This window comes from Humitalea sp. 24SJ18S-53 (assembly GCF_050632385.1).
Taxonomy (GTDB): domain Bacteria; phylum Pseudomonadota; class Alphaproteobacteria; order Acetobacterales; family Acetobacteraceae; genus Humitalea.
The window spans coordinates 897,597-922,807 of the sequence record NZ_CP192599.1 but is presented as its reverse complement, the minus strand read 5'-3'; the positions used below and the strand labels follow the sequence as shown (position 1 = coordinate 922,807).

The window sequence follows — 25,211 nt, the reverse complement described above, 5'->3', positions numbered from 1 at the left end:
AAGCACTCGGGAGGAGGGCGCCGACGCATCACAAGGAAAACGGGCGCAAGAACCGGGTCGCCACGGCCAGCGGCGCGCGGCATCGAAGGCCCATCCCGAGCGGAGTCCGCCATGCGTCCCTTCACCGCCCTGTTCGCCGCCAATACCGGCGCCCATGCCGCTGACCAACTGGCGCTGGCCGCCCTGCCGCTGACGGCGGCGCTGGTGTTTGGCGCGGGGCCGGGGATGATCGGCGCGCTGGTCGCGGCGCAGGGCTCCGCCTGGCTGATCTGCTCATTGCCGGCGGGGGTGCTGGTGGATCGGGCATCGCGCCGGGGGTTGCTGCTCGGCGCAATGGCGGTGGCGGTCGCAGGGCTGGGCGTCGCGCTGGCCGGGGCGCTTTGGGGGGTCTTGGCGTTGCTGGGGCTCGGGGCTGCGATCGCATCCGCCGGGACCGTGCTGTTCGCGCTGACGGTCGGTGCGCTGGTGCCGGTGTTGGTGCCAGGGACCGGGATGGCGGCGGCCAATGCGCGGCTGGAGTTCTTTCGCGCCCTGGCGACCCTGGCGGCACCGCTGGCGGTGGGCCTGCTGGCCGAACGCGGCGTGGTGGCCGCGGCCTATGCCATCGCGCTGTTGGCCGCGCTGGCGGCGGCGGCGGTGGCGGCCCGGCTGCCGGTCGATGCGCCGGCGGCCGCGGTCGCGCAGCGGCCGCACCTTGCGGTATTGCTGCGCGAAGGCGCCGGGTTCGTGGCGGGACAGCCCTTGCTGCGGGCGATTTTCCTATGCGCCGTCTTCTGGAACTTCGCCTTCTTCGCCTGGCTGGCGGGCTTCGTCCCCTTCGCGCTGACCGTCCTGCGGCTGGAACCGGCCGGCATCGGCCTGGCCCAGGCGGGCTATGGCGCCGGTCTGCTGCTCGGCGCGCTGGCCGTCGCGCCCATCCTGGCACGGGTGCCGCCCCGGGTGGTGCTGGTGGCGGGGCCGACCCTTTCGCTGATCGCGCCCTTGTTGCTGCTGGCCGGCCCGCCCGGCTTGCTCGGCGCCGGTCTGGCGCAGATGTCGGTCGGCTTCGGGCCGATGCTGTGGCTGGTGGCGCAGACCAGCATACGTCAGGCGCTGACGCCCGCGGCCCTGCAGGGACGGGTGGCGGCAACGATGCAGGTGGCGCAATTCGGCGTGCGGCCACTGGGCGCGCTGGCGGGCGGATTCTTGGCCGCGGCCTATGGGCCGCAGGCGGCGATCTGGCTGGTGGCGGCTGGGTTTGGCGTGTCGCTGGCGGTGGCGGTGGTGTCGCCGCTGTCCCGATTGGGGGCGATGCCAGTCAGGGTGTGAGCCCCTACCGTTCTATCGGCACGCCCGCCGCATCCTTCGCCGTGCGGATGGTCTGCAAGGTCTGCACCCGCGCCACGGCATCGGCCGAGGTGATGCGCCCGGTCAGTTCATTCTCATGCGCGGTGTCGCGCGCCACCAGGCGCAACAGGAAGTCACCGCCGCCGCGAATCATGTGGCATTCGCGCACCTCGGGCCAGGCGGCGACCATCGCCTCGAACCCGTCCAGCACGGCCTGCTTCTGCGTCTCCAGCCCGACCAAGGCAAAAAAGGTGATCTGGAAGCCGAGCGCCGCGGGTTCGATTTCGGCGTGGTAGCCGCGGATGATCCCCGCCTCCTCCAACCGCCGCACGCGGCGCAGGCAGGGGGGCGCCGACAAATCCACCCGCCGGGCGAGTTCGACGTTCGTGATGCGTCCATCCTCCTGCAATTCCGCGAGGATTTGCCGGTCGGTTTCATCCAGGGCTTCGGGCGACTCGGGGCGCATGCGGGGTGATCGGTCCATTGTGGAGGCTGTGATGGCCTTGGCGCGCTGTTCATTGCGCGATTGCCGCAGCACACGCAATAACCTTGCAAAATTTTCGCCGTTCAAGCCCTTGGGTTGTGACGAACGCGGGGCTGCCCGATATGATGCGCATTGCTGGCGATACATCTTCGCCGTTCGGGGTTTTCCAGCCGTGTCCGCGACCCACCGTACCCGCCTTCTTGTCATTGGTGCCGGCCCTGCCGGCTATACCGCCGCGATCTATGCCGCGCGCGCCGGGCTCGCCCCGACCGTCCTCGCCGGGCTGCAACCGGGCGGGCAACTGACCATCACGACCGAGGTCGAGAACTACCCGGGATTCGCCGAGGCCATCCAAGGCCCCTGGCTGATGGAGCAGATGCAGGCCCAGGCCGAGCATGTCGGCGCCAAGGTCGCCTATGATATCGTCACCGAGGTCGATTTCTCCTCCCATCCCTTCGTCGCCACTTGCGATTCGGGCGATCGTTGGGAGGCCGAGACCATTGTCATCGCGACCGGCGCGCAGGCGCGCTGGCTCGGCATTCCAGGCGAGCAAGCGCTGTCCGGCGCCGGCGTTTCGGCCTGCGCGACCTGCGATGGCTTCTTCTTCCGCGGCAAGCGCGTCGCCGTCGTCGGCGGCGGCAATTCGGCGGTCGAGGAAGCGCTCTACCTGTCCAACCTCGCGTCCCACGTCACCGTCATCCACCGCCGCGACTCGTTCCGCGCCGAGCGCATTTTGCAGGAGCGGCTTTTTGCGAAGCCGAACATCACTGTCGTCTGGGACACGGTGACCGAGGAAATCCTGGGCGGGCCGCAGGGTCGGGGCCAGGCGGTGCGGGCTGTGGCGCTGCGCCACGCGAAAACCGGCGCAACCACCGAACTGGCCGTCGATGGCGTCTTCGTCGCGATCGGCCACGACCCCGCGACATCCGTCTTCAAGGGGCATGTCGCGATGGACGCCGACGGCTACATCACGACCGAAGCCGGCACCACGCGCACCAATATCCCCGGCGTCTTTGCCGCCGGCGACGTGCAGGACCGCATCTATCGCCAGGCGGTGACCGCCGCCGGCACTGGCTGCATGGCGGCGCTCGACGCCGAGAAATTCCTGGCCGCGCGCGAACACCAGGCGCCGAACGGCGCCCAAATCGTAAATCAGACCGAAAAGGCCGCCTGATGCCGCTCGATTGGGACAAGCTGCGCGTCTTCCATGCGGTCGCGGAGGCAGGGTCGTTCACCCATGCCGGCGAGACCCTGAACCTTTCGCAATCGGCGGTGTCGCGCCAGATCCAGGCGCTGGAGGAGAGCTTGGCCGTGCCGCTGTTCCACCGCCACGCGCGCGGCCTGATCCTGACCGAACAGGGTGAGACGCTGAACCGCACGGTGCGCGAGGTCTTTGCCAAATTGGCGATGACCGAGGCGCTGCTGACCGAAAGCCGCGAAAAGGCGGCAGGGCGGTTGAAGGTCACGACGACGACCGGTTTCGGCAGCACCTGGCTGGCGCCGCGCCTGCAAAAATTCCTGGCGACCAATCCTGACGTCACCGTCACCCTGCTGCTGGACGACGCGGACCTGGATCTTGCGATGCGTGAGGCAGATGTCGCCATCCGCATGCACCCGCCGCGCCAGCCTGACCTGATCCAGCGGCATGTCGCGACCTTCTCCTGGAAGATCGTGGGGTCGCCGACCTACCTCAAGACCGCCGGCATGCCGGTGCGGGCCGAAGACCTCGATGCCCATCGCCTGATCGTCTACGGCGACTACCGGCCGCCGGTGGAGGATATCAACTGGCTGGTCGATGCCGGGCGCCGTCCCGGATCGCCGCGCCGGGCCGCGGTCGAGGTGAACAGCCTGCCGGCGATGTTGCAGGCGGTGCGTAGCGGATTGGGCCTGGCCGCCCTGCCCGACTACATGCAGAACGAACTGGCCGACCTGGTGCAGGTGCTGCCCGACCTGAAGCCGCCGAAGATCGAGGCGTATTTCGTCTACCCCGAGGAAATGCGGCACTCCAAGCGCGTGTCGGTGTTCCGTGACTTCTTGGTGTCGGAACTGGCAAACCTGCATAATTGACGGGGTCGTGATAACGCCATGCGTCGATCGCATGGCCGCTCCTGGCTTTGGACGGCTGTCGCGTCACGTAGCGCGAGTTACGGTGTGGTTATCCGGTGATGAGCCGGAAGGGGTCTACGGACCCCGCGTCTCCCAGACGTAAGCCTCCCTGAACCTTTTTGCCCGCTGGCCCCATGGGCCGGCGGGCTTTTTTCTTATGCGCGTGGTGCTGACGCGGCGGGGCTGTTGCGGCTACACCCGCGCGCATGGACCCTTACTTCCTCGCGGTGACGCTGCTGTCGGTCGGCAGTTTCGTCCATACTAGATCCGATGTGCCCGAACTCCGCCCCACCGATGAACAGGTCGACAATGCGTGGCGCTGGCTGTCGCGCGCCGCCTTGTTCAGTTGGATCGGGATGCTGGTCTGGGGCGTGATCAGCCTGCCCTTCTGGATGCCGACGGCCGCCTTTGTCGCGTCGCTGACATTCAACGCCTTCGTGGCGCTGCGCGGGCCGCAAACAGCCTGGCCCGCGCTGTCGGTGATGGCATCGGTGTTTGGCCTCGGGCTGGCCGGCTGGACGCTCTGGGGCTGACCCTCGGCTTTATGGGCCGCTTGCGGGCGAGCGCCCGCGGGCGCGCCAGACGAAGGCGATGATCTCCGCCACGGCCTGGTAGTGTTCGGCCGGGATCTCGGCCTCCAGTTCCAACTTGTAGAGCGCCCGCGCCAGCGGCGGGTTGGCGACCAACGGTACCCCGGCGTCGGTCGCGGTTTCGCGGATACGCGCGGCCATGGCATCGGCCCCCTTGGCCACCACGCGCGGCGCGCCGCCACCGTCCTGGTCGTAGGCGAGTGCGACGGCGTAGTGGGTCGGGTTCGTCACCACCACGGCGGCCTTGGGCACCTGCGCCATCATGCGGGTGCGCGAGGTCTGCTGCCGCAGCGCCTTGATGCGCGCCTTGATGGCCGGATCGCCTTCGGTTTCGCGGTATTCCTCCTTCAACTCCTGCCGGCTCATTTTCAGCTTGGCCATGTGGCGGATGCGGACGAGCAGCAGGTCCAGCACCGCGATCGCCGCCAGCACCGCGAGCGCCGCAGTGATCAGCCGCAGCGACAGGCCCGACACCAATTCCAGCAAGGCCCCGGCCGAAAGATGGACCGATGCCCGCAGCGGCGCGCTGCTGCCCGCGACCCACCACAGCGCGGCGCCGACGACCGAAAGCTTCAACAGGGTCCGCAGCAATTCCAGCAAACCGTCGGGGCCGAGCAAGCGCTTCATCCCGGCCAGCGGCGAGAGTTTCGACAGCGCCGGCACCATGGATTTGCCCGACACCAGCCCGCGCGTCTGCGCCATGGTCGCGGCCACGGCACCAAGGGCCGTGAAGCCCGCGACCGGCAGGATCGCGAGCAGCGCCACCTGGCCCAGTTCGGGCAGCACATCGGCCCAGCCCAGCACATGGCTGCGCGCCATCAGCCCGCGCAGGGCGCGCAGCATGTCGCCGCCCTGCGCCGGCAGCGCGGTCGCGGCCGCCAGCACGCCCAGCAGTAGTGCTGAAAACCCCACCGCCTCCCGCGACAGGGCGACCTGGCCGTCCTCGCGCGCCTTTTCCTGGCGCCTGGGTGTAGCGGCTTCTGTACGGTCGGTGGCGTCATCCCCGCCGGCGCCCTCGGCCATTCAGTTGGCGCCAGGCAGGGCGGCGAATTGCGCGCGCAGGCTGGAATCCAGCACCGCCAGCAGCAGCGGCATCATCAGGCCCAGCAGCGCCAGCCCGGCCAGGATCTGCCCCGGCACGGCGACGAAATACACCTGCACCGCCGGTGCCAGCCGGGCCAGCAGCCCGAGGGCCAGGTTCATCACCACCGCCCCCACGACGAAGGGCGCCGCCAGGCGCAAGGCCAGTGCCAGGCTTTCGGCACCCGCCGTCGCCACGGCCTCGGCCGCCGCACCGGCGGGGAAAGGATCGCCCACAGGCAGCACGGCGTAAGACCCGACCAGTGCCGCCAAGGGCAGCGCATACAAGCCGGTGGACAGCATCAGCACCGCCGCGAGCAGCCCCATCATCCGCGACAGGGCGGTGGATTGCGCGCCAAACCCCGCGTCGGGCACCAGCACCGAGGCCAAACCGATCATCGCCGCCGCGATCTGCCCCGCGACGGACATCGCCATCACCAGCAATCGCGCCAGCCCGCCGATCCACAGCCCGATGACGATTTCCAGCGACAGCAGGCGGATCGCCTCGACCGCGGCATCGGGGGCAGTCGGCAGGTCGGGCGCCAGGCCCGGCAGCACAAGCGGCACCAGGCCGAGGCCGATGGCCAGGCGAATGGTGGGCGGCACCTCCTGCTCGCCCAGGCCCGGCAGCACCATCACCGCGGCCCCCATGCGGGCAAAGACCAGCACCGCCTGGAAGGCCAGGCCCGGCAGGGCGGCCAGCAATTCAGCCTCGGTCATCCACTGCCGCCGATGGTGACGATGCGGTCGAACAGACCCTCGCCATAGGCGCGCAGCACGCCGGCCATGAAGGGGCCCATGAACAGCAGCACCGCGCCCGTCGCGGCGAGTTTCGGCAGGAAGGAGAGCGAAGCCTCCTGGATCTGGGTCAGCGCCTGGATGACCGACACGATCAACCCGACCGCGAGCAGCACCAGCAGCGGCGGAGCGGCGAGTTGCAGCATGACCCACATCGCTTCGCGGGCGCTGGACGCAAGGGCATCTTCTGCCATGGCAAGCCGCCTCCTGCGGCCATCAAAGTGCGGCCGGATCAGACCGGCATGCGCATGATTTCCTGGTAGGCGCCGATCACGCGGTCACGTACGGCCACACTGGTCTGCAGGGCGATTTCCGCGCGGCCCACGGCCAGCACGACATCGGTGACGCTGCCCTGCCCGGTCAGCGCCTGGGTCGAGGCGACGTCGGACTGGCGGCCAAGATCGACCGCGCCCTGCATCGCCCGCTGCAAGGCCTGGCCGAAGCCGGGGCCAGATCCCTGCGCCGCCTCGGCGCCGCCGGAGGCACGGTACAGCGCCGCCGCACCGGCCGCGCCGATGCTGGCGCCGGCGATGGCGCCCGCCATCAACGCAGGCTTTCGATGGCGCGGGACAACATGCCGCGCGTGATGTCCAGCACCGACAGGTTGGCGTTGTAGGACCGCTGCGCCTCACGCATGTCCATCGTCTCGACCAGGCTGTCGACGTTGGGCGTGCGGACATAGCCATTCGCATCCGCTGCCGGGTGCGACGGGTCGAATCGGTTGGGCAAGTCGCTTTGGTCGCGCCCGATGCGGGCGACGCGCACCGTCTCCGCCCCCAGCGCGCGATCGAGCCGGTTGGCGAAGGTGACGGTCTTTCGCCGATAGGGATCGGCCCCCGGCGCATTGCCAGTGCTGTCCCGGTTGGCGAGGTTCTCGGCGACGACGCGCAGGCGGGTGGATTGCACCCGCATGCCCGCGGCCGAGATCGAAAGCGCGCGATCGAGATCCATCCTGTCCTCCTCTTGTTGGCGCCCGCTCAGCCGGAGCGGCCAAGCGCGGTGCGGATCATGCCGAGCATCCGGCGGTGCAGGCCGAGGGCCAGCGCATGCTGCTGGTCGGTCTCGGCGACCTGCAGCGCTTGCTGGTCGAGGGAAACGCCATTGCCATTGGGCGTGCGTTCGCCGCTGCGATCGGTGGTCAGCCGGCCCGGACCGCCCTTGGGTGGCAGGTGCCGTGGGTCGGTGCGCGCCGGTTCCACCCCGCGCCCACCGAGCACGGAGGCGAAGGACGCCACATCGCGCGGTGCGAAGTTCGGCGTATCGGCATTGGCGATGTTCCGCGCCAGCACCGACTGCCGCCGGTCGAGCCAGCGCAGCCGGGACTCGGCAAGCGCCATCGGGTCGGCGGTGGCGGCGGTGGCGCGTGCGGTCTGCATGGCGGCCAGACTGTGCGGCGCCGGGTGAAGAAAGCATTGACCTGGCACGGCGACAAAACCCGGTCCGGCGTGAAGGAAGTAGCAACTCGCCCGGCAGAGACTGCCGCCATGCCGAGCCACCACGACCCCGCCGCCGCCATGTCCCCGCCAATCATGCCGCGGCGGCGCGCCCGCGCGCCGCGCGGCAAGCCGGCGGAAACCGACATGCACGTCGCCTTCGCGGTGATGGCGGCGGCCGAGGTGCTGGACAGCATGCTCTCGGTCGCCACCGGGCTGGTGAAGGGTGGGCGCCAGGTCGACCTGGCGGGGCTGGAGCAGGATGCGGCCCGGCTTTGCGCCGCCGCCCTGGGTTGCCCGGTGGCGACGCAACCGATGCTGCGTGCCGCACTGCTCCCGCTCGTGCCGCGGCTGGATGCGCTTCGGGCCGCCATCACCCCCGACTAATCCCGCGCGAAAAAATTCGCGCTGTTGGCCAGAAGGGCCTGAACACATGACCATCGCCGACCAGGTTCCCTGGCTGCTGGCCGTCGCCGCCCTGGCCGGGGTCGTGGCGTTGCTGCTGCTGCTGGGCCGCGCCGCGCGTGCGTTCGGGTTTGGCGCCGCCGCCCCGCGGGGGGGGCCGCGCCGGCTGATCCTGCAGGACAGCCTGGCGATCGACCCCAAGCGCCGGCTGGTGCTGGTGCGCTGCGATGGGCGCGATGTGCTGCTGCTGACGGGCGGCGGGTCCGACCAGGTCGTCGGCTGGCTGGCATGACCGGGTCCGACCAAAGGCGCGTGATCCTGCGCGCCTTGTTCGTGGCCGGGCTGATCACCGGCGCCTTGATCCTGGCCGGCACGCCGGCGCTGGCGCAAAGCCTGACCCTGGATGTCGGCGCCGCCGGCGGCGCGGGCGCCACGTCCCGCCTGGTGCAACTGACCGCGATGATCGGCCTGCTGTCGCTGGCGCCATCGCTGCTGGTGATGGTCACGGCCTTTGCCCGCATCGTGATCGTGCTGTCGCTGCTGCGATCGGCGATCGGCGCGCCGGGCATCCCGCCCAACCCGGTGATCATCGGGCTGGCACTGTTCCTGAGCTTTTTCGTGATGCAGCCGGTGATCGACCAGGCCTGGACCGCCGGGCTGCTGCCGCTGTCCGAAGGCCGCATCGGTGAGATCGAGGGCTTGCAGGCCGCGGCCGAACCCTTCCGCCGCTTCATGGCGGCGAATGTACGCGAAACCGATTTGTCGCTGTTCCTCGACATGGCGCGGCTGCCGGAGGTGAGCGACCCTGCGACCGCGCCCTGGCGGGCGCTGATCCCGGGCTTCATGGTCAGCGAATTGAAGCGCGCCTTCGAAATCGGCTTCCTGTTGTTCCTGCCCTTCCTGGTGATCGACCTGGTGGTCGCCTCCATCCTGATGTCGCTGGGCATGATGATGCTGCCGCCATCGGTGGTCGCGCTGCCCTTCAAGCTGGTGTTCTTCGTGCTGGTCGATGGCTGGCGGCTGATCGCGGCCAGCCTGGTGCAGGGTTTCGCGTTGGTGCCCTGAGCATTTTCAAGTCAGGTGTTTTCACCTGACGACTCGGAACATGCGACAAGCCCGCAAGCTGGGCCGTTTGACGTGAGCCTTGGCGAACGGGAAACGGTCCAGCCACGGTTCTGCTGGACAAGACGCCTGCCACCCGCGCAGGTTTTGTCCATCGGAACACATGGTGCGGCGCATGCGGAACCAGAATCGGCCGTGGCTTGGGGCGGCCGCCTGGCTGATCGCGGTGTTGGCGCTTCTTGTCCTGGCGGCCCCTTCCCCACGCGCCGTCGCCCAGGCGCCGCCGCCCGATTCGGACAGGCTGATCCAATGCAGCCCCGTGCCATCGCCCGATGAACCGCGCCGCACCGGCTCGGGCTTCATGTCGATGGAGGCCGCCGCCCGCCACATCGACAGCAGCGCCGCCACCCTGCGGCTGGAGGATGTGAAGCAGACCGCCCGCGCCATCCCGACCGTGATCTTCAACGTCCGCGCGCCGCCCGAGACGGTGATGCCGACGGCGGAATGGCGCCTGGCCTGGTTCGAGGCCGTCGCCTACCCGGCCTGGCTGGAGGGCAGCCGGCTCGACGCCGCGAACCTGATCCGCGGCACCGTGCGGCCGCCCTCGCCGAACGATGTCGTCACCACCGTGATCGCGGAATTCCCCAACCTCGACACCGGCTGGTGGCCGTCGCGGTGGAATGTCGCGCTGCTGGTCTGCGTCGATCCGGGCGCCGACCCGGAAATGCGCCGCGCCAATGGGCGGGAGGTCCGGGGCATCGGGCTGGCCCGGCTCTACGTGTCCAGCCTGAACCTGTCGGCGGCGGCCGGGTTGGGGGCGGCGGGGCTGCTTTACCTGGTGCTGGCCTTCACCGCCTGGCGCACCCATGCGCGCCAATACGCCTTTGTCAGGCAGGATGCTGATCAGCGCGGCGTCCAGCCGATCCCCGCGTGGCGCTACGCGCTGGCGCCGACGGTGATTGCACAGGATGCCTTCGGCTTCTGCAGCCTGTCGCGATTCCAGGTCCTGCTGTTCACCTTCGTCCTCGTCGGGGTCTATGCCTATGTCGTGATGCGGACCGGGCAATTGCCGGAGTTGTCGAACAGCGTGCTGACCCTGCTTGGCATCACCCTGACCGGATCGACGCTGGCGCGGGTCAGCGAACGCGATTCGCTCGACACGCCCAACCGGATCTGGCTGTTCGGCACGGGCGTGCTCGACAGCGCGCCGCGGCTGCCGCAGTGGTCGGACCTGCTGGCGGCGGATGGTGAGATCGACGTGACCCGCGTGCAGGCCCTGGCCTTCAGCATTTTCGCGGCCACGGCGCTGGTGTTCAACGGCACCGGCGACCTGGCCAATTTCGCCATCCCGGAACAGTTGAACTACCTGATCGGCATCAGCCAGGCCGTCTATGTCGCGGGCAAGGCGCTGCCGCGCGACGCGATCAAGCGGCTGAACGAGGAGATCAAGGCGGTGCGCGACGCCGAGGCGGCGGCGCTGGCCAAGCCCGGCGACCCTGACGCACGGCTGGGCTTCGACACGGCGCGCAATGCCATCGGGGCATCGCTGTTCGACGTCTTCGGGGAACGCTTCCGCGACGCTCGGCTGCGCATGATGCAGCCGGGCGAGCGGGAGGTGCCGGACGTGCGGGCGGGGGGTTAGCCCTTCGGCAGATGTTCGGCGATATAGGGCGGCAGGTGGAAGGCGCCGGTGTGGATATGCGGCGTCCAGAACCGCGTCAGCCCCGCGATGCCGGCCGCTTCGGCGCGCGCCTGGATGGTTTCCACCGGCACATGGCGCATCGAGGCATCCTTGGCCGACCAGCCGAGCGTCATCAACCCGCCGACATAGGTCGGCACCGCGGCGACATAGGCCCAGATGTCCGGGAAGAATTTTTGGCGGCGCAGGCTGGTTTCGGCCAGCTCCTCGGCCTGCATCGCGGGCACGCCGCACTGGTTCACGATGACGCCGCGTTCTGACAACAGGCGGGCCGTATTGGCGTAGAATTCGTCGGTGAAGAGCACCTCGCCCACCCCGATCGGATCGGTGCTGTCGACGATGACGACGTCGAAGGAGCCCGGTTCGGCCCGGCGCACGTAGTCGATGCCGTCGGCGACCAGGACTTCCGCGCGGGGGTCGGTCCAGGCGTCACCGCCGATACCCGGCATATGTTCCTTGCACAGCCGGATCACTTCGCCGTCGATCTCGACCATCACGGCGCGTTCGACATTGCGGTGCTGCAGCACGCGCTTCAGCACGCCGCCGTCGCCGGCCCCGATGATCAACACCCGCTTGGCATCGCCATGCGCCAGCAAGGGCACGTGGGTCAGCATCTCCTGATAGACGAACTCATCCGCCTCGGTGATCTGCACCGCGCCGTCGAGCAGCATCACCCGGCCGTGGGTGTAGGACTCGAAGATCATGATGTCCTGGAAGTCCGATTGCACGCGCGCGAGTTCGCGCTTCACCTTGAAGCGCTGGCCCCAGGCTTCGTAGAGGGTCTCGTTCACCCAGGAATCAGTCATCGGTCAGGTTCCGCACAAAAAGAGAGAGGGCGGACCTTTACGGCCCGCCCCCCGTTTCGTCACACAACAGTACTGTGTCAGTCGTCCAGGACGGTCATGCCCCGGCGGTGCTCGCCCAGGGTCACGCGCTCCGGCAGGAAGCCACGCTTCAGGACCGGGATCGCCTTGTAGGGATCGCAGTCGCCGCAGACGAAGATGTCCAGGGCGGCGAAATCGCGCTCCGGCCACGTGTGGATCGAGACGTGGCTTTCCGCCAGCACCAGCACGCCCGACACCCCGCCATTCGGCGAAAAGTGGTGGAAATGCCCGTGCAGGATGGTCGCACCGGTCTTGATCGCGGCTTCGCGCAGCACCGCGTCGATATGCGCGGGATCGGCCAGGTTGGTCGCCCCCCACAGGTCGATGATCAGATGGGTGCCGGCGAATTTGACGCCGTCCTTCTGGACGAACCAGTCCTTCTGCTCCTCCGCGTGGTCGGCGGTGGAAACATGGGTGTCGCTCGGGAAGCCCGAGACCATCCCCAGCGGAGACAAGAGAGTGTCCATGTCGGACCCCTTTCCACCAGTAGATGACCCCCCGCGTAGCGTCTCGACCCAAGCCCCCAAAGCGGGCGATCAGGCTGTTCGTCTTTGCGTTCGGTCGGTTGAAGAAACGCCGCATCCGGCGGAGGGGGCTTTTGGGGCAAGGGGGGGGGGGGACGCAAGTGAATTTTGTCCCCAAGGCGCGAGAAAAAAAGCGGTTCCCCCCTGCGCCCTACGCGTAACTCACCGCGTAACCGGCCCGCCGGTCCGCAATGCCTCCAGCCGGGGCGGGACATTTCGGAAAAGATCGAGTTCGCGCGTCAGACGCGGCAGGGCCGACAGCGCGGCTGCGGGGTCGCCGGTCAGGATGGCGAAGGCGGCTTCGGCCTCGGTCCCGGCCATGCGGGGGCCGAAGGCCTCGGCCAGGCCCGCGGCACGGGAATCCTCCCCGGCCAGCAGTGCGGCGGCGGCGGCCCGCAGGACCAGGCGCCGCGCCGGCACGTCCAGCGCCTCGGCCGGCAGGGCGGCGGTCATGCCGAACAGCGATTCGGTCGCCAGGGGCCAGTCCTGCACCTCGGCCGCCAGGTCGGCGATGGTCGGCAGCCCGCCCTGCCCCATGCCGCGCAACAGGGCGATGGCGGCGGGGGTATCGCCGCGCCGGGCCAGGGCACGGGCGCGCAGCATGTCACGTTCGCTGGCCAAATGGGCGGGCAGCGGGTCGGCGGTCGAGCCATCGAGGGCGGCGATCGCCCCCGCGGGGTCGCGTTCCTCCAGCCGCAGCAAGGCCAGGCGGGCGCCGAGGGCTGCCCGCGTGGCGGGTTCGGCGCGGGACATCGCCTCGGTCAGCATGGCGGCGGCGCGGTCGCCCAGGTCCAGGGCCGCGAGCCGCCCCGCCAGTTTCGCCAGCGCATCGGTGCCGCGCGGGCCATCCGGCAGCAGGCTGCGCTCCACCTCGAACAAGGCGATGGCGGCGGCGCCGGGTTCGGTTTCCAGCCCGGCGAGGAAGGCATCGGTCATGGCCGGGCCAAGGGCGGTCGCGCGATCGGGGAACAGGGCGGCGGTTTCGCGCAGCAGGGTCAGCGCCGCACGCGGCGCACCGGCCTGGATGCGCAGGACGGCTAGGCGTTCGCGCGCCGCGACCTCTCGCCCATCGCCACGCCAGGCAAAGAGCGAGGCATCCAGCGCGGCCGCCGCACCGGCCGCATCCAGCGCGCCGGAGGCCAGGCGCAGGTCGATGGACCGACGCAGCGCCTCGGCGCGGGCCAGGCGGTCGCGGCCGGCGGCGACGGCGGCGTAGCCGGCGATGGCGGCATCCGTGCGGCCTTCCGCCTCATCCAGCCGGGCGCGGGCCAGGCGCAGGCCGGGCATGTCGGGGGCGGACTCAAGCAGCCGGCGCGCGGCAGGCAGCGAACCGCCCTCGACCAGCGCCTCGGCCGCCAGCGGCAGCAGGCGCAGGCGCAGCGGTTCGGGGTAGGTGCCGAGCAAGGGCAGGGTCGCGGCGAAGCCAGGCGCCGCATCGGCCATGTCGCCGCGCCCGGCCAGCAGGGCCGCGCGCCACAGCGTGGTTTCATCGGATGGCGGCAGGTCGGCGCTGGCCAGGCCCTGCGCTTCGGCCAGGCGGCCGGCCAGCAGGGCGGCGGCGCCATGCAGGGCCACGATGCGCGGATCGCTGGCGGCACGCGGGTCTTCTTGCAAGGCCAGGGCCAGCATGGCCTGGGCTTCGTGCGGCTGGCCAAGGCCCAGCAGGGTTTCCCCCGCCGCAAGCCGTGCCGGGCCACGGGTCAGCGGCGCGGCACCGGCCAGCCCCGCGCCCTGGGCGCGCAGCCGTTCGGTCAGGGCCGCGACGCTGCCGCCGGGGATGTCGAAGGCGCGGGTCATGGCGGCGGCAATGGCCTCCGGTCCCTCACCCGCGCCAGGCCCCATGCGCACGCCGCCCGGCCCGGCGCCAAGCAGGAAGCGGTCGGTCAGGGCGGTCATCGTCACGGTTTCGGCGCGGGCCAGGACGGCGGCGCCGAGCAGGGTCGGCAGGACCTCCAACTGCGGCAACACGCGACCGCGCGGCACGCCGGTGCCGGCCAGATCCGACGCCAGGGTCAAGGTCCCGATCAACAGGGGCAGGCCGGTCTGCGGGTCGGTCATCGTCACGACGCGGCCGGGCACCGAGGCCCGCAGCGCCAGCCGCGCCGGCGGGCCAGGCAGGGGTTCCAGCAGGATATGCGCCGCAGCCGCATGGGCGGCGGTTTCGGCACCAAGGGTGAATTGCCATTGGCCCTGGACCATCGCCGCACGCAGCGTGGCGCCGGGCGCGGCGGGAATCCGCAGCATCATCGCACCCGGCAGCGGCCAGGCCTCGGCCCCCGCCAGCAGCGGATCACGGCGCAGGCCCGCGAGGTCGAGCACGATCGGGGCGTCGAGCAGCACCAGCAGCGCATCGCCGCGCCGCAGGATCGCAACGCCGGGCGGCGGGGTGGCAGGCAGGCGGAAAACGCCAAGCTGCGATGGGCCGGCCAGGCGCAGGGCGACGGCGGCCGGCGCGGCCGGGGCTTGGGGCGCGGCGGGCTCGGGGGGCGCTGGCTCAGGCGCCACCACCGTCGCGGCCTGCAGCGGCGCGGGGGTTGCGGCAATCAGCGGGGCGATGATCGGCGCGGCGGCGGTCGCCACGGCAGCCGGGGCGGCGGCGGGCGGGGCGCCACGGCGGCGGGCGGCGGTGCGCGGCGGCGGGGTGGCGGGCGCTTCGGCAGCCAGGGCCGGGGCGACCGCGCCGGGGGATGCTGAACGCCGATCCGGCGGCGTCGCAGTCGGCAATGCCGCGACTGCCACCGGGGCATCGCCCGACGGGTCGCGCACATCCACGACGATGCGATTGCCCAGGCGATAGACCCGCGGCTGCGCACCTGGGCGCAATTGGATCTCGATACCGCCCGCGACGGCGGCAACGCCGGCGATGTTGCGCGGAGGCCGGCGCGCGCCGGCGGCGTCAACGGGTTCGGACGCCGCAAAAACAAGGCGCAGCACGCCGTCGTCCCGTTCCTCACGCCAACTCACCTGGCGTGGCCAATCCATGACCAATCGCCCGAAGCCGGGATGATCGCCCACGCGCACTGCCACGCGCGCCGCCGCGGCGACAGGCTCGGCGGGCGCCTGGGCCCGCACGGCCGCAGGGCACAGCAGCAGCGCGGCGAACAGCCGCGTGGCCATGGCCCAACGCCCGGCCGGCATCAGTCGAAACTCGCGAGCAGCCGGTCGATTTCATCCTGCGACACGCCGGCACCGGGAAGCTGCGGGCCATTGGCCAGACGCTCACCCTCCGTGCGGCTTGTATCGGCGGGGGCGGCGGCGACGGTCGCGGCGGGGGCCACCGGGGCGGCGGCGAGTTCAGCCTGGACCGGGCTGAAGCCGCTTTGCACCGCGCTGATCCGCGCCTCGATCGTCTTCAACGCGCTGACCACCTTGCCGATGCGCTGGCCGGTGATGTCCTGGAACGAACAGGCTTCGTAGATGCGGGTCACGGCGGTGCCGAGCGCGTCGGCCACCTCGCCCGTCAGCGTGCCCTGCAGCCGTTCCAACCCCTCGCACACGTCGAGGATTTCATTGGTCGCGGCGGCGGTGTGGCTGACGACCGCGTCCAACTCGTCGGAGGCCGCCGGGATGTGTTCGCCCAACTGTTGCCCGCCCAGGGCGGCGATCTCCGCCTTGGCACGGCGGACCGTGCGGCCCAGCGCTTCCAACTCGCCAAGCAGCGCCGCTTCCTTGACGGTCAGATCCCCGTCGAGCGAGCCCAGCACCTGCCGCACCGCGGCCTCGATCCGATCGGCGTCCGGCGCCGGATGCGTCACGCCGTCAGGCATGGACCAGCACCTTCTCGATCTTTTCGCGCAAGGTTTCCGCGTTGAACGGCTTCACGATGTAGTTGGAGACGCCGGCCGCCTTCGCCGCGATCACGTTCTCCGTCTTGCTTTCGGCGGTGATCATGATGAAGGGCATGCGGGCCAAGCGCTGGTCCGCGCGCACTTCCTTCAGCAGGTCCAGCCCGGTCATCGGCGCCATGTTCCAGTCGCTGATGACCAGGCCGAAATTGCCGGCGCGCAGCTTGCTCAATGCCTCGGCCCCGTCGGAGGCTTCATCGACGTTGTTGAAGTCGAGCTGCTTCAGCAGGTTGCGGATGATCCGCAGCATGGTCTTGTAGTCATCGACGATGAGCACGTTCATGGTCTTGTCCATCGGGCACCTCCGCTGCGGTGTAAGGGCGCGCCGGCAGTCGCGCGTTCGGACGAATCTGGGCTCGCAAACTGGTCCCGACCGTCAGGCCGGGTGGGCTGATAGAGCATGGGAAAGATGAACGCCGCCTAAGCGCCGCGCGGGAAATCGCACGTCAGCCACCGGCCGGGCGCGCGGTGCGGTAGCGGGCGAGTTCGGCGGTCACCAGCCGGGCGCGGTCCGGTCGCATCGCGCCCAGGATCGGGCCCGCGCGGCGTTCGCCCATGCGGTCCATGATCTGCACCAGGACCGGCATCTCCATCTCCTCCAGGATCGCGGCGGCCGAGGCGGGGCGCATCGTCTCATAGGTGCGGACAAGGCCGCGCCAGGCGCCATCCTCGCGTTCGGTGCGACCGCGCTCGGCGGTTTCCAGGCGGCGATTCTGTTCGGCCAGGGCCTCGATCCGTTCGTCCAGCCGGCGCTCGGCGACGGCCAGCACAGCTTCGCGCGCGGCCGCGGCGGCTTCGCGACGTTCCAGATCGGCGCGGCGCGCGCGCAGCGTGTCCAGCACGGCGCGTTCCGCGATGGCCTCGGGGTCGAGCGGCGGAGGCGTTGCGGGCACCGCCGCCGGGCGTGGCGCCGCCGGCGGTGCGGGGCGTGGCGCGGGTGTATCCGATGCCTGGGCGGTGAAGGCGCCCGGCACGCCGCGCCACAGCGATTCGGCCTTCACCGCCAGCAGCAGCGATACCGCGGCGATGGCCACCGGCAGCAAGCGCAGGCGGGATCGCCAGTTCTTCACCACGTCACTTCGCCAAACGCAAAGCGCGCAGAAGGTCGCGCTCCGCCTGGCTCGGCGCCGCATCGCCGCCCGTCGCGGGCGGCGCCTGGTGGGTGGCGGGGCGCGCGGCGCGGACCAAGCCTTCCAACCGGTCGGCCAGGGCTTCGGCCCGTTCGACCAGGAACCGCAGGTCGTCTCGCAGCGGTTCGGCCTTGGCCAAGTGTTCGGCGATGCCGCGCCCGGCGCTATCGGCGGTGGCGCGCAGTCGCATGGTCGCGGATTCGGCCGCGTCGGTCGCCTCACGCAGCCCGGCCTCGCCATCGATCATCGTGCCGCGTTCGCTGCGCAACATGCGGAGTTGGCGCTCCAGCCGCAGCAGGAATGGCAGCGCCGCGCCCAGCAAGGCCAACAGCATTACCTGCACGGCCCATTCGAAGCCGGTCATGCGGCAACCTCCTCCGCCCCGGCATCGCGGCGTGCGCGTGGCAGGTTGCGGCCGATGCGCACGGCCATGTTCTGGTCGCGGCGGCCCAATTCCCCTTCGAACATCGCGACATCACCGCAGCGCAGTCGGACCGGCGCGCCCGGCGTGGCCGCCAGGGTCAGGTGGTCGCCGACTTGCAGGCTCAACATCTGCGACAGTGGCAGGGTCTGTTCGTCCAGCACCACATCCAGCGCGATATCGGTGTCGCGCAATTCCTCGGCCAGATGGGTTTCCCAGATGCTGTCGCGGCCGAATTTTTCGCCCATGAACTGCTGCAACAGCAATTCGCGCACGGGTTCGAGCGTGGCGTAGGGCAGCAGCAACTCGATCTTGCCGCCACGATCCTCCATGTCCACGCGCAGGCGGGTGAGGACCACGGCATTGGACAGGCGGCTGATTGCGCCGAAGCGTGGGTTGGTTTCCAGCCGTTCGAACATGAACTGCACTTCGGCAATGGGCGCGAAGGCGGCGGACAGGTCGGCCAGCACCACCTTCACCAGGCGTTCGACCAGGGTGCGTTCGATGGTGGTATAGGGCCGGCCCTCGATCCGCATCGCCGCGGTGCCGCGCCGGCCGCCCAGCAGCACGTCCACGATCGAGTAGATCAGCGCACTGTCCACCACCAGCAGACCGTGGTTGTCCCAGCGGTCGACCTTGAACACCGCCATCATCGCCGGCAGCGGAATGCTGTCGAGGTATTCGCCAAATCGCAGCGACGACATGCCGTCAAGCGAGACTTCGACGTTGTCCGAGGTGAAGTTGCGCAGCGTGGTCGACATCAGCCGCACGAGACGATCGAACACGATCTCCAGCATCGGCAGGCGTTCGAAGGCGATCAGCCCCGATTGGATGATCCGCTCCATGCCGGAGCGGGAGGTTTCCTCCGCCCCGCCGCCAAAACCCAGCAGGCTGTCGATCTCCGCCTGGTTCAGCACCTTGGCCGCGTCGGGCGCAGGGGCCGAGACCGCGTCGGCATCGCCTTCGTCATCCAGCGACGCGCCCCAGGCGGCGGCCAGATCGTCTTCCTCGGTGCTCATTGCACGATGATCTCGACAAAGAGCACGTCCACGACACGGGCCGGGGCGGCGACAAGGTTGGCGCGGGCGATCAGCTCCTCCCGCAGGCGGTGGGTGCCGAGCGAGCCGCGCAATTCCTCGGGCCGCATTTCGCGGAGATAGGTGGCGTAGAGGTCGAGCAGCCGCGGCATGGCCGCGGTCATGATCGCCGAATCCTCGGCCCGCGCGAGTTCGAGGCGGGATCGGATACGGACCAGCGGCGCGCGCCGGCCGGGCGCGTTCAGGTTGGCGGTGATGTCGGGCATGTCGAGGAAGACCGGCGGTGCCGGTGGCGGGGCGACGGCGACATCCGTGGCGGCGGGGGCCGCGGCTTCCACCGGCGGGTGCATGCCCAGCAACCCCGGCAGGATGCCAGAGAACCACAGCCCGGCACCGACCCCGCCCAGCAGCAGCGGAATGGCCAGGAGGATGATCAGCTTCTTCTTGCCGCCCTTCTTGGCGCCTTCCGGTGCACCCTCCGCCGGCGGCGCTTTCGCGGGCTTTGCCTTGTCTGCCATACGCCCGCGACCTCCTGTCGCTGTCCCGGCAAGGGCCGGGTCGTGGACACGTCGATCCGGTCCGATGGGGACTCTGGCCGAAGCAGGTGAACGGAAGGTTAGCCGCGGCCGAGTCTGCCGCCCCAAACCGGCAGGAGTTGCCGGGGCACGGCAGCCACGGTCCTGCCCCGCCGCCCCACGGCTGGCACGGCGCCTGCGTAAACCCTTGGCGGAACCCGCCGTCGCGTCCCGGCCCCAAAATGGGGCGGCGCGGCGGCGGAGGGCCGCGCGGACCCACCCTTCAGAAGGCCGACCACAATGGACAGCCCTGGCTACATCATCCTGTCCCGCATGGTGGCGCAGAACCGCGCGACGGCCGTCCTGGCGCATAACATGGCCAATACGGACACCCCGGGCTTCCAGGCGCAGCGGCCGGTCTTCGCCGCCTTCGCGTCACGCGCCCAGGCCGGGACCGCCGGCGGCGAGGCAATGCGCGATGCGGCCTATTCGTGGGACCGAGCAACCTGGCGCGACGGCGCGGCCGGGGCGATCCAGCGCACCGGCAATCCGCTGGATGTGGCGCTGAGCGGCGAAGGCTATTTTGCTGTCGATACGCCGCGCGGCGAACGTTTTACCCGCGCGGGGCGCTTCACGCTCGACCCGGACAACCGCGTCGTGGACCAGGAAGGCAATGCCGTGCTGAGCACGACCGGCCAGCCCTTGAGCGTGGCGCCGGGCGACAGCCGGCTGACCATCGCCGGCGACGGCACCCTGTCGTCGGAAAGCGGGCCGATCGGTCAGTTCCGCGTGGTTCGCTTCCCCGACCAGCAGCGCATGCTGGCCGAGGGCGATCGCCTGTTCAGCAGCGCCGATGCGCCCGTGCCGGTCGAACGGCCGACCGTGGTCCAGGGCGCGGTCGAGGGCAGCAACGTACGCCCGATCATGGAACTCACGCGGCTGACCAATGAACTGCGCGAATTCCAGATGGCGGCGCAATTCGCCGACAAGGAAGGCGAGCGGATGCAGTCCGCCATCGACCGCATCCTGCGCCGCCGCTGATGCCCATATCCTGCCAGGTAAGGTCCTGATCCATGCGCTCATTGTTCACCGCCGGCACGGGCATGATGGCCCAGCAGACCAACGTCGAAGTCATCTCCAACAACATCGCGAACATGAGCACCACCGGCTACAAGCGTCGGCGGGCGGAATTCCAGGATCTGATCTACCAGAACCTGCGCCGCACCGGCTCGCAGTCGTCGGACACGGGCACCACCCTGCCCTCCGGCGCGCAGGTCGGGCTCGGGGTGCGGACCGGGGCGGTGTATCGCATTCACGAACAGGGCAGCCTGCAGCAGACCGAAAACCGGTTTGACGTCGCGATCCGCGGCAATGGCTTCTTCCAGATCACCCTACCCTCCGGTGAGACGGCCTATACCCGCGACGGCACGTTTGGCCTGTCGCCCGAAGGCACCATCGTCACGGCCGAGGGCTTTACCGTGCAGCCAGGGATCACCATCCCGACCTCCGCCCGTGACGTCACGATCAACGCCAATGGCGAGGTTCTGGCCAAGATCGACGGGCAGACCGACGCGCAGAATGTCGGCCAGATCCAGTTGGCCAGTTTCGCCAATGAAGGCGGGTTGGAAGCGGTCGGCGACAACTTGCTGATGGCGTCCGCATCCTCCGGCACGGCGCAGCAGGCAGCACCGGGGCAGCCAGGTTTTGGCAGCGTGGCGCAGGGTTTCATCGAAACATCGAACGTCAACGTGGTGCAGGAGATCACCAACCTGATCACCGCGCAGCGCGCCTATGAGATGAACAGCAAGGTCATCACCACCAGCGACGAAATGCTGGCCTCGCTGACGCGCCTGCGCTGAGGATGCGCCGGCTGTTCCTCCTGGCCCTGCTGCTGCCGATGGCAGCGACAGCGCAGCCCAGGCCCGACCTGTTGGCCGACACACGGCCGGACGGCATGGCCACCCCCCGTCCGCATGCGATGGTCGAGGATGCGACGATCCGCCTGTCCGACCTGTTCGACGGCACCGGCGCGCGCGGCATGGCGCCGCTTGGCGCGGCCCCGCCACCAGGCCGCCGCATCACCATCGAAACCCCGCAACTGGCCGCCATCGCGCGCGCCCACAACCTGGCCTGGCGGTCGCTGACCGGCACCGAGCGCGTGATCGTCGAACGCCCCGGCCGGCAGTTGTCACGTGAGGAAATCGACGACGTGCTGCGGGCGGAATTCGGCCGCGCCGGCATGGACGGCGATACCGAATTGGACCTGCCAGGCTTTCAACCGCCATCGGTGCCGCTGGCCGCCTTCGTGCAGATCAGCGCCGAACAGGCCTACCTGGACCCCGCGACGCGGCGGTTTTCGGTCACCCTGGTGGTGATGGCCGATGGCATGCCGACCCTGCGCCAACGCTTGGCCGGGCGCGCCATCACGACAACCTCAGTCGTCGTCGCGACCCGCCGCCTGGCCCTGGGCGACACCATCGGGGCCGGCGACGTGCGCCTGTCGCGAATGCGTGTCGAGCGGGTCCGACCGGGTGCGACGACAAGCCTGGCGCAGGCGGTCGGCCAGCAGGCGCGGCGACCGGTGAACGCGGAACAGCCCGTCATGAGTTCCGACATCGGCGCGCTGATCCTGATCGAGAAGAACAGCCTCGTCTCCCTCACCCTCGACAGCCCCGGCCTGTCCCTGATGGTGCAAGGCCGAGCGCTGGAGGCCGCGGCCCTGGGCCAGACCGTGCCCGTGATGAACCTGGGCAGCCGCACCATCGTCGAAGGCACCGCCGTCGCCCCGGGCCGCGTGCGGGTGACCGCCGGCACCACGCCAGTGCTACGCGCCAACGGCGTCGGCACGGCACAGGCGGCAACGCTCGCGCAGCGCGCGCCGCGCTAGCGATGGGGGAGTTGCGCCGTGGAAGGGGCTTCGCCCCCTCCAGACCTCCCCCACCAGGGGCCGCCGCCCCTGGACCGGCGCGATGTAGTGGCAAGAGAAAGGGAGGGGCATGGAGCGCCCTTGGCCAATGGCGCTTCAGCGAAGCCCCTCCCTTTCTCTTGCCTAATCCCGTGGGTTCCAAGGGGCCACGGCCCCTTGGTGGGGAGAGTTTGAGAGGGGCAAAGCCCCTCTCAAGGCGCCCCCCCCATTTTTCCGCAGCCTCTTAGAGGAGACACGCATGCGCCCCCATGTCGCCCTGTTGTTGCTGCCGCTCGCGCTTTCCGCCTGCGGCACGGCCGAGGCTCTGTCGCGCATTGGCCGCCCGCCGCCGATGGCGCCGATCACCGATCCGACGCGAGTCGCGGGCTGGCGTCCGGTGTCGATGCCGATGCCGGGTACGCAGGATGCTTATGCCTCGCCCAACAGCCTGTGGCGGCAGGGCAGCCGCACGTTTTTGCGCGACCAGCGGGCGGCGGCGGTGGGCGATATCGTGACCGTGCTGGTGTCGATCGCGGATGAGGCGCAACTGGCCAACAACAGCGACCGCACGCGGTCCGGTTCGGAATCCATGGGCATCCCGCAATTGCTGGGGCTGCAAACCTCCTACGCGCGCGTGTTTCCAGTGCCGATCGACCCGTCGCGACTGGTGGAGGCGACGAGTGATTCCAGCACGACCGGCCAGGGGCGTATCCGGCGGAATGAGACGGTGACGATGCGGGTCGCGGCCACGGTCACGCAGTTGCTGCCGAACGGGAACATGGTGGTCGATGGGCGGCAGCAGGTGCGGGTGAACAGCGAATTGCGCGACCTGACCTTGGCCGGGGTGATCCGGCCGCAGGACATCGCCAGCGATAACACCGTGCGCCACGACCGCTTGGCGGAAGCGCGGATCACCTATGGCGGGCGCGGCACGGTCAGTGACGTGCAGACGCCGCGTTATGGTCAGCAGGTGCTGGACGCGATCTTGCCGTTTTAGGGCGCGATCACGACGCGGCCGGTCGCGCGACGGCTGCGGACTTCGGCCATGGCCTCGCGAAAGCCGTCCAGGGAGAATGTCGCGTGCACCTCCGGCCGCAGCGCGCCCGTCTGCCACCAGCCCATCAGCCGGGCCCAGAGCGCCTGGTTGCGCGGCGCATAGGCTTCGCGCCCATCGCCGGGCGACCAGCCGATGTAGGTGCCCCAGTTCAGCCCGGCGACGGCGATGTTCTTCAGCAGCAGGATATTGGCCGGCACCGTCGGGATGCCACCAGCGGCGAAGCCCACGACGACCAGCGTGCCGCCATCGCCCAGGCAGCGCAGCCCTTCGTCGAAGGCAGCACCGCCCAGCGTGTCGAGCACGCAGACGACGCCCTGCCCGCCCGTGATGTCGCGCACCGCGTCGCGGAACGGCTCGGCGCTGTCCAGCCAGGCGGCAACCCCGCGCGAAACGGGGACGTCGCGCTTTTCGGCACCACAGCGGGCGATGATTTTTGCGCCCAGGGCTTGCGCGACCTCGACCCCCGCCAGCCCGACGCCCGCCGCGGCGCCCTGCACGAGCACCCAATCCCCTTCCTGCAGCCGCCCGCGCCAGATCAGCGCCGCGGCGGCGGTGGGGTAGGAGATCGGGAAGGCCACGGCGGGGGCCAGCGGCAGCCCGTCCGGGATCGGCACGACATGGATCGTATCCGCCACCGCCTGTTCCGCCAGCCCACCCCAGTCGAGCGCCGCAAACACCCGCGTGCCCGGCGGCAGCGGGTTGTGGACGTCCGGGGCGCTCTCCATCACCTCGCCGGCGATTTCGGTGCCGGGGACGAAGGGCAGCGGCGGCTTGCGCTGGTATTTGCCGGCGACGACGAGCTGCGTCGCGAAGGACACGCCGCTGGCCTGCACGCGGATACGGACGCCGCCGGGCCGCAGCGGCGGCGGGGGGATGTCCTTGACCTCCAGCGCATCGAAGTCGCGGTAGGTTTCGCAGACCAGGGCGCGCATCAGTCCCCCGTGATCCCGGCGGTGCGGACCAGCGCACCCCAGCGGTCGTATTCGCTGCGGCAGAAGGCGGCGAATTGGGCGGGGGTGTCGGCCACGGGCTCGGCGCCCAGGCTGGCCAGGCGGGCCGCGGCCTCGGGGGCGGCGACTGCGCTGGCAGTGGCCTGTTGCAGCCGCTCCACGATCGGCATGGGCGTGCGTGCGGGGGCCCAGATGCCGTACCAGGTGGAGATGTCGAACCCCGGCACGCCAGCCTCGGCCACAGTCGGCAGCTCGGGGAAGGCGGCGGTCCGCGTGGTCGATGTCACCGCTAGCGCCCGCAATTGCCCCGCCCGCACGGCCCCGGCTGATGATGGGATGCTGTCGAACATCACCTGCACATTGCCGGCCATCAGGTCGGCGATGGCGGGGCCACTGCCGCGATACGGGATGTGCTGCATCTGGGTGTCGGTCATCTGCTTGAACAATTCCCCCGCCAGATGCGGCGCCGCGGCATTGCCGGAGGAGGCGAAGGACGCCCGGCCCGGATTGGCGCGCAACCACGCGATCAGGTCGGCGATGGTCTGGATCGGCAGGGCCGGGTTCACCACCACCATCAGCGGCACGCGGGCGATCATCGTCACCGGCACGAAATCGGCCAACGCATCGAAGGGCATGGCGCGGTTGAGGTGCGGGATGATGGTGTGGATCGAGGCATTGACCAGGAAGGTCTGGCCATCGGGGGCGGCGCGCGCGACCTCCTGGCTGCCGATCACGCCCGAGGCCCCGGCGCGGTTTTCCACCACCACCGATTGGCCGATCGCGGCCGGCATGCCCAGTGCCACGACGCGGCCCAGGATGTCGGTCGGGCCGCCGGGCGGATAGGGGATGACGAAGCGGAAGGGGCGGGTGGGCCAGGTTTGCGCGCGCGCCGCCATCGGCAGCAGCGCGGCGGCAAAGCCCGCCCGGCGGGTGAAGCGCATGTTTTTATGTCCCAGGACG

At 70.1% G+C, this 25,211-nt stretch carries 30 protein-coding genes; 12 read left to right on the top strand and 18 right to left on the bottom strand.

The window, feature by feature from the left end; translation table 11 throughout:
- Positions 1–111 precede the first annotated feature (111 nt).
- Positions 112–1,308, top strand: coding sequence for an MFS transporter (locus ACQW02_RS04485; RefSeq protein ID WP_431284069.1), 1,197 nt, complete (start codon positions 112–114; stop codon positions 1,306–1,308).
- 4 nt (positions 1,309–1,312) lie between these two features.
- Here the strand turns inward: ACQW02_RS04485 and ACQW02_RS04480 are convergent, their stop codons facing one another.
- The gene (locus ACQW02_RS04480; RefSeq protein WP_431284068.1) at positions 1,313–1,792 is read right to left on the bottom strand and encodes an Lrp/AsnC family transcriptional regulator; all 480 of its coding nucleotides are present in this window, start codon (positions 1,790–1,792) and stop codon (positions 1,313–1,315) included.
- 190 nt (positions 1,793–1,982) lie between these two features.
- Here ACQW02_RS04480 and trxB point away from each other — a divergent pair, with 190 nt between their 5' ends.
- From trxB to ACQW02_RS04465, 3 genes are all read left to right on the top strand, one after another.
- On the top strand, positions 1,983–2,984 hold the full coding sequence (gene trxB / locus ACQW02_RS04475; RefSeq protein ID WP_431284067.1) for a thioredoxin-disulfide reductase: 1,002 nt from the start codon (positions 1,983–1,985) through the stop codon (positions 2,982–2,984).
- Positions 2,984–3,877, top strand: a complete 894-nt coding sequence (locus ACQW02_RS04470) for a LysR family transcriptional regulator (RefSeq protein WP_431284066.1) — start codon at positions 2,984–2,986, stop codon at positions 3,875–3,877. Before trxB ends, ACQW02_RS04470 begins: the two co-directional genes overlap by 1 nt.
- Before the next feature lie 245 nt (positions 3,878–4,122).
- Positions 4,123–4,449, top strand: a complete 327-nt coding sequence (locus ACQW02_RS04465; RefSeq protein WP_431284065.1) for a multidrug DMT transporter permease — start codon at positions 4,123–4,125, stop codon at positions 4,447–4,449.
- A gap of 9 nt (positions 4,450–4,458) precedes the next feature.
- Here ACQW02_RS04465 and ACQW02_RS04460 read toward each other — a convergent pair whose 3' ends face one another.
- Genes ACQW02_RS04460 through ACQW02_RS04435 form a run of 6 tightly spaced genes read right to left on the bottom strand, consistent with a single transcriptional unit; the run spans position 4,459 to position 7,760 of the window.
- The gene (locus ACQW02_RS04460) at positions 4,459–5,529 is read right to left on the bottom strand and encodes an EscU/YscU/HrcU family type III secretion system export apparatus switch protein (RefSeq protein WP_431284064.1); all 1,071 of its coding nucleotides are present in this window, start codon (positions 5,527–5,529) and stop codon (positions 4,459–4,461) included.
- Positions 5,530–6,306, bottom strand: coding sequence for a flagellar biosynthetic protein FliR (locus tag ACQW02_RS04455; protein ID WP_431284063.1), 777 nt, complete (start codon positions 6,304–6,306; stop codon positions 5,530–5,532).
- Positions 6,303–6,578 carry a flagellar biosynthetic protein FliQ gene (locus ACQW02_RS04450; RefSeq protein WP_431284062.1) on the bottom strand — a complete coding sequence of 92 codons (276 nt, stop codon included), beginning with the start codon at positions 6,576–6,578 and terminating at the stop codon, positions 6,303–6,305. Before ACQW02_RS04450 ends, ACQW02_RS04455 begins: the two co-directional genes overlap by 4 nt.
- Before the next feature lie 38 nt (positions 6,579–6,616).
- Positions 6,617–6,928: a flagellar hook-basal body complex protein FliE gene (locus ACQW02_RS04445; protein ID WP_431284061.1), complete on the bottom strand. Its 312-nt coding sequence runs from the start codon at positions 6,926–6,928 to the stop codon at positions 6,617–6,619.
- Positions 6,928–7,335, bottom strand: coding sequence for a flagellar basal body rod protein FlgC (flgC, locus tag ACQW02_RS04440; protein ID WP_431284060.1), 408 nt, complete (start codon positions 7,333–7,335; stop codon positions 6,928–6,930). The genes ACQW02_RS04445 and flgC overlap by 1 nt, the downstream gene beginning before the upstream one ends.
- A 26-nt stretch (positions 7,336–7,361) precedes the next feature.
- Positions 7,362–7,760, bottom strand: a complete 399-nt coding sequence (locus ACQW02_RS04435; RefSeq protein ID WP_431284059.1) for a flagellar basal body rod protein FlgB — start codon at positions 7,758–7,760, stop codon at positions 7,362–7,364.
- A 108-nt stretch (positions 7,761–7,868) separates the two neighbouring features.
- Between ACQW02_RS04435 and ACQW02_RS04430 the strand changes: the two genes are divergently transcribed.
- The 4 genes from ACQW02_RS04430 (at position 7,869) to ACQW02_RS04415 (ending at position 10,926) form a co-directional block, all read left to right on the top strand.
- Positions 7,869–8,204, top strand: coding sequence for a hypothetical protein (locus tag ACQW02_RS04430; RefSeq protein ID WP_431284058.1), 336 nt, complete (start codon positions 7,869–7,871; stop codon positions 8,202–8,204).
- Between the two features lie 46 nt (positions 8,205–8,250).
- Complete coding sequence (locus tag ACQW02_RS04425; RefSeq protein WP_431284057.1) at positions 8,251–8,514, top strand: hypothetical protein; 264 nt, start codon at positions 8,251–8,253, stop codon at positions 8,512–8,514.
- Complete coding sequence (gene fliP / locus ACQW02_RS04420) at positions 8,511–9,287, top strand: flagellar type III secretion system pore protein FliP (RefSeq protein ID WP_431284056.1); 777 nt, start codon at positions 8,511–8,513, stop codon at positions 9,285–9,287. Before ACQW02_RS04425 ends, fliP begins: the two co-directional genes overlap by 4 nt.
- Positions 9,288–9,459: 172 nt before the next feature.
- On the top strand, positions 9,460–10,926 hold the full coding sequence (locus ACQW02_RS04415) for a hypothetical protein (RefSeq protein WP_431284055.1): 1,467 nt from the start codon (positions 9,460–9,462) through the stop codon (positions 10,924–10,926).
- Here the strand turns inward: ACQW02_RS04415 and speE are convergent.
- The 9 genes from speE to ACQW02_RS04370 form a co-directional block, all read right to left on the bottom strand.
- Entirely contained in the window at positions 10,923–11,789 is an 867-nt protein-coding gene (gene speE, locus ACQW02_RS04410) for a polyamine aminopropyltransferase (protein WP_431284054.1), read from the bottom strand. The two genes, ACQW02_RS04415 and speE, sit on opposite strands and share 4 nt — an antisense overlap.
- A gap of 77 nt (positions 11,790–11,866) precedes the next feature.
- The gene (speD, locus tag ACQW02_RS04405; RefSeq protein WP_431284053.1) at positions 11,867–12,334 is read right to left on the bottom strand and encodes an adenosylmethionine decarboxylase; all 468 of its coding nucleotides are present in this window, start codon (positions 12,332–12,334) and stop codon (positions 11,867–11,869) included.
- 219 nt (positions 12,335–12,553) lie between these two features.
- Complete coding sequence (locus ACQW02_RS04400; protein WP_431284052.1) at positions 12,554–15,508, bottom strand: hypothetical protein; 2,955 nt, start codon at positions 15,506–15,508, stop codon at positions 12,554–12,556.
- Between the two features lie 20 nt (positions 15,509–15,528).
- Positions 15,529–16,158 (bottom strand): protein phosphatase CheZ, encoded by a 630-nt coding sequence (locus ACQW02_RS04395; protein WP_431284051.1) that lies wholly within the window; start codon positions 16,156–16,158, stop codon positions 15,529–15,531.
- Positions 16,151–16,531 carry a chemotaxis response regulator CheY gene (locus tag ACQW02_RS04390; protein ID WP_431284050.1) on the bottom strand — a complete coding sequence of 127 codons (381 nt, stop codon included), beginning with the start codon at positions 16,529–16,531 and terminating at the stop codon, positions 16,151–16,153. The genes ACQW02_RS04395 and ACQW02_RS04390 overlap by 8 nt, the downstream gene beginning before the upstream one ends.
- 151 nt (positions 16,532–16,682) lie before the next feature.
- Positions 16,683–17,306: a MotE family protein gene (locus tag ACQW02_RS04385; protein ID WP_431284049.1), complete on the bottom strand. Its 624-nt coding sequence runs from the start codon at positions 17,304–17,306 to the stop codon at positions 16,683–16,685.
- A 4-nt stretch (positions 17,307–17,310) separates the two neighbouring features.
- A complete protein-coding gene (locus ACQW02_RS04380) occupies positions 17,311–17,730 on the bottom strand; it encodes a DUF6468 domain-containing protein (RefSeq protein WP_431284048.1) in 420 nt (139 codons plus the stop codon).
- Positions 17,727–18,806: a flagellar motor switch protein FliM gene (fliM, locus tag ACQW02_RS04375; RefSeq protein ID WP_431284047.1), complete on the bottom strand. Its 1,080-nt coding sequence runs from the start codon at positions 18,804–18,806 to the stop codon at positions 17,727–17,729. The genes ACQW02_RS04380 and fliM overlap by 4 nt, the downstream gene beginning before the upstream one ends.
- Positions 18,803–19,342 carry a flagellar basal body-associated FliL family protein gene (locus ACQW02_RS04370; RefSeq protein WP_431284046.1) on the bottom strand — a complete coding sequence of 180 codons (540 nt, stop codon included), beginning with the start codon at positions 19,340–19,342 and terminating at the stop codon, positions 18,803–18,805. The genes fliM and ACQW02_RS04370 overlap by 4 nt, the downstream gene beginning before the upstream one ends.
- A gap of 297 nt (positions 19,343–19,639) precedes the next feature.
- Here ACQW02_RS04370 and ACQW02_RS04365 point away from each other — a divergent pair, with 297 nt between their 5' ends.
- The 4 genes from ACQW02_RS04365 (at position 19,640) to flgH (ending at position 23,241) form a co-directional block, all read left to right on the top strand.
- Positions 19,640–20,380: a flagellar hook basal-body protein gene (locus tag ACQW02_RS04365; protein ID WP_431284045.1), complete on the top strand. Its 741-nt coding sequence runs from the start codon at positions 19,640–19,642 to the stop codon at positions 20,378–20,380.
- 32 nt (positions 20,381–20,412) lie between these two features.
- Positions 20,413–21,198, top strand: coding sequence for a flagellar basal-body rod protein FlgG (gene flgG, locus ACQW02_RS04360; protein ID WP_431284044.1), 786 nt, complete (start codon positions 20,413–20,415; stop codon positions 21,196–21,198).
- A 2-nt stretch (positions 21,199–21,200) separates the two neighbouring features.
- Positions 21,201–22,226 (top strand): flagellar basal body P-ring formation chaperone FlgA, encoded by a 1,026-nt coding sequence (gene flgA / locus ACQW02_RS04355; RefSeq protein ID WP_431284043.1) that lies wholly within the window; start codon positions 21,201–21,203, stop codon positions 22,224–22,226.
- Positions 22,227–22,503: 277 nt separating this feature from the next.
- Positions 22,504–23,241 carry a flagellar basal body L-ring protein FlgH gene (gene flgH / locus ACQW02_RS04350; RefSeq protein ID WP_431284042.1) on the top strand — a complete coding sequence of 246 codons (738 nt, stop codon included), beginning with the start codon at positions 22,504–22,506 and terminating at the stop codon, positions 23,239–23,241.
- Here the strand turns inward: flgH and ACQW02_RS04345 are convergent.
- Both ACQW02_RS04345 and ACQW02_RS04340 read right to left on the bottom strand, forming a co-directional pair.
- On the bottom strand, positions 23,238–24,233 hold the full coding sequence (locus tag ACQW02_RS04345) for an NADPH:quinone oxidoreductase family protein (protein ID WP_431284041.1): 996 nt from the start codon (positions 24,231–24,233) through the stop codon (positions 23,238–23,240). The two genes, flgH and ACQW02_RS04345, sit on opposite strands and share 4 nt — an antisense overlap.
- Entirely contained in the window at positions 24,233–25,192 is a 960-nt protein-coding gene (locus ACQW02_RS04340) for a Bug family tripartite tricarboxylate transporter substrate binding protein (RefSeq protein WP_431284040.1), read from the bottom strand. Before ACQW02_RS04340 ends, ACQW02_RS04345 begins: the two co-directional genes overlap by 1 nt.
- Positions 25,193–25,211 lie beyond the last annotated feature (19 nt).

Coding starts and splice junctions, on each gene's coding strand:
- ACQW02_RS04485 (WP_431284069.1), top strand. CDS start 112: ATGCGTCCCTTCACCGCCCTGTTCGCCGCCAATACCGGCGCCCATGCC.
- ACQW02_RS04480 (WP_431284068.1), bottom strand. CDS start 1,792: ATGCGCCCCGAGTCGCCCGAAGCCCTGGATGAAACCGACCGGCAAATC.
- ACQW02_RS04470 (WP_431284066.1), top strand. CDS start 2,984: ATGCCGCTCGATTGGGACAAGCTGCGCGTCTTCCATGCGGTCGCGGAG.
- ACQW02_RS04465 (WP_431284065.1), top strand. CDS start 4,123: ATGGACCCTTACTTCCTCGCGGTGACGCTGCTGTCGGTCGGCAGTTTC.
- ACQW02_RS04460 (WP_431284064.1), bottom strand. CDS start 5,529: ATGGCCGAGGGCGCCGGCGGGGATGACGCCACCGACCGTACAGAAGCC.
- ACQW02_RS04455 (WP_431284063.1), bottom strand. CDS start 6,306: ATGACCGAGGCTGAATTGCTGGCCGCCCTGCCGGGCCTGGCCTTCCAG.
- ACQW02_RS04450 (WP_431284062.1), bottom strand. CDS start 6,578: ATGGCAGAAGATGCCCTTGCGTCCAGCGCCCGCGAAGCGATGTGGGTC.
- ACQW02_RS04445 (WP_431284061.1), bottom strand. CDS start 6,928: ATGGCGGGCGCCATCGCCGGCGCCAGCATCGGCGCGGCCGGTGCGGCG.
- flgC (WP_431284060.1), bottom strand. CDS start 7,335: ATGGATCTCGATCGCGCGCTTTCGATCTCGGCCGCGGGCATGCGGGTG.
- ACQW02_RS04435 (WP_431284059.1), bottom strand. CDS start 7,760: ATGCAGACCGCACGCGCCACCGCCGCCACCGCCGACCCGATGGCGCTT.
- ACQW02_RS04430 (WP_431284058.1), top strand. CDS start 7,869: ATGCCGAGCCACCACGACCCCGCCGCCGCCATGTCCCCGCCAATCATG.
- ACQW02_RS04425 (WP_431284057.1), top strand. CDS start 8,251: ATGACCATCGCCGACCAGGTTCCCTGGCTGCTGGCCGTCGCCGCCCTG.
- fliP (WP_431284056.1), top strand. CDS start 8,511: ATGACCGGGTCCGACCAAAGGCGCGTGATCCTGCGCGCCTTGTTCGTG.
- ACQW02_RS04415 (WP_431284055.1), top strand. CDS start 9,460: ATGCGGAACCAGAATCGGCCGTGGCTTGGGGCGGCCGCCTGGCTGATC.
- speE (WP_431284054.1), bottom strand. CDS start 11,789: ATGACTGATTCCTGGGTGAACGAGACCCTCTACGAAGCCTGGGGCCAG.
- speD (WP_431284053.1), bottom strand. CDS start 12,334: ATGGACACTCTCTTGTCTCCGCTGGGGATGGTCTCGGGCTTCCCGAGC.
- ACQW02_RS04400 (WP_431284052.1), bottom strand. CDS start 15,508: ATGGCCACGCGGCTGTTCGCCGCGCTGCTGCTGTGCCCTGCGGCCGTG.
- ACQW02_RS04395 (WP_431284051.1), bottom strand. CDS start 16,158: ATGCCTGACGGCGTGACGCATCCGGCGCCGGACGCCGATCGGATCGAG.
- ACQW02_RS04390 (WP_431284050.1), bottom strand. CDS start 16,531: ATGGACAAGACCATGAACGTGCTCATCGTCGATGACTACAAGACCATG.
- ACQW02_RS04380 (WP_431284048.1), bottom strand. CDS start 17,730: ATGACCGGCTTCGAATGGGCCGTGCAGGTAATGCTGTTGGCCTTGCTG.
- fliM (WP_431284047.1), bottom strand. CDS start 18,806: ATGAGCACCGAGGAAGACGATCTGGCCGCCGCCTGGGGCGCGTCGCTG.
- ACQW02_RS04370 (WP_431284046.1), bottom strand. CDS start 19,342: ATGGCAGACAAGGCAAAGCCCGCGAAAGCGCCGCCGGCGGAGGGTGCA.
- ACQW02_RS04365 (WP_431284045.1), top strand. CDS start 19,640: ATGGACAGCCCTGGCTACATCATCCTGTCCCGCATGGTGGCGCAGAAC.
- flgG (WP_431284044.1), top strand. CDS start 20,413: ATGCGCTCATTGTTCACCGCCGGCACGGGCATGATGGCCCAGCAGACC.
- flgA (WP_431284043.1), top strand. CDS start 21,201: ATGCGCCGGCTGTTCCTCCTGGCCCTGCTGCTGCCGATGGCAGCGACA.
- flgH (WP_431284042.1), top strand. CDS start 22,504: ATGCGCCCCCATGTCGCCCTGTTGTTGCTGCCGCTCGCGCTTTCCGCC.
- ACQW02_RS04345 (WP_431284041.1), bottom strand. CDS start 24,233: ATGCGCGCCCTGGTCTGCGAAACCTACCGCGACTTCGATGCGCTGGAG.
- ACQW02_RS04340 (WP_431284040.1), bottom strand. CDS start 25,192: ATGCGCTTCACCCGCCGGGCGGGCTTTGCCGCCGCGCTGCTGCCGATG.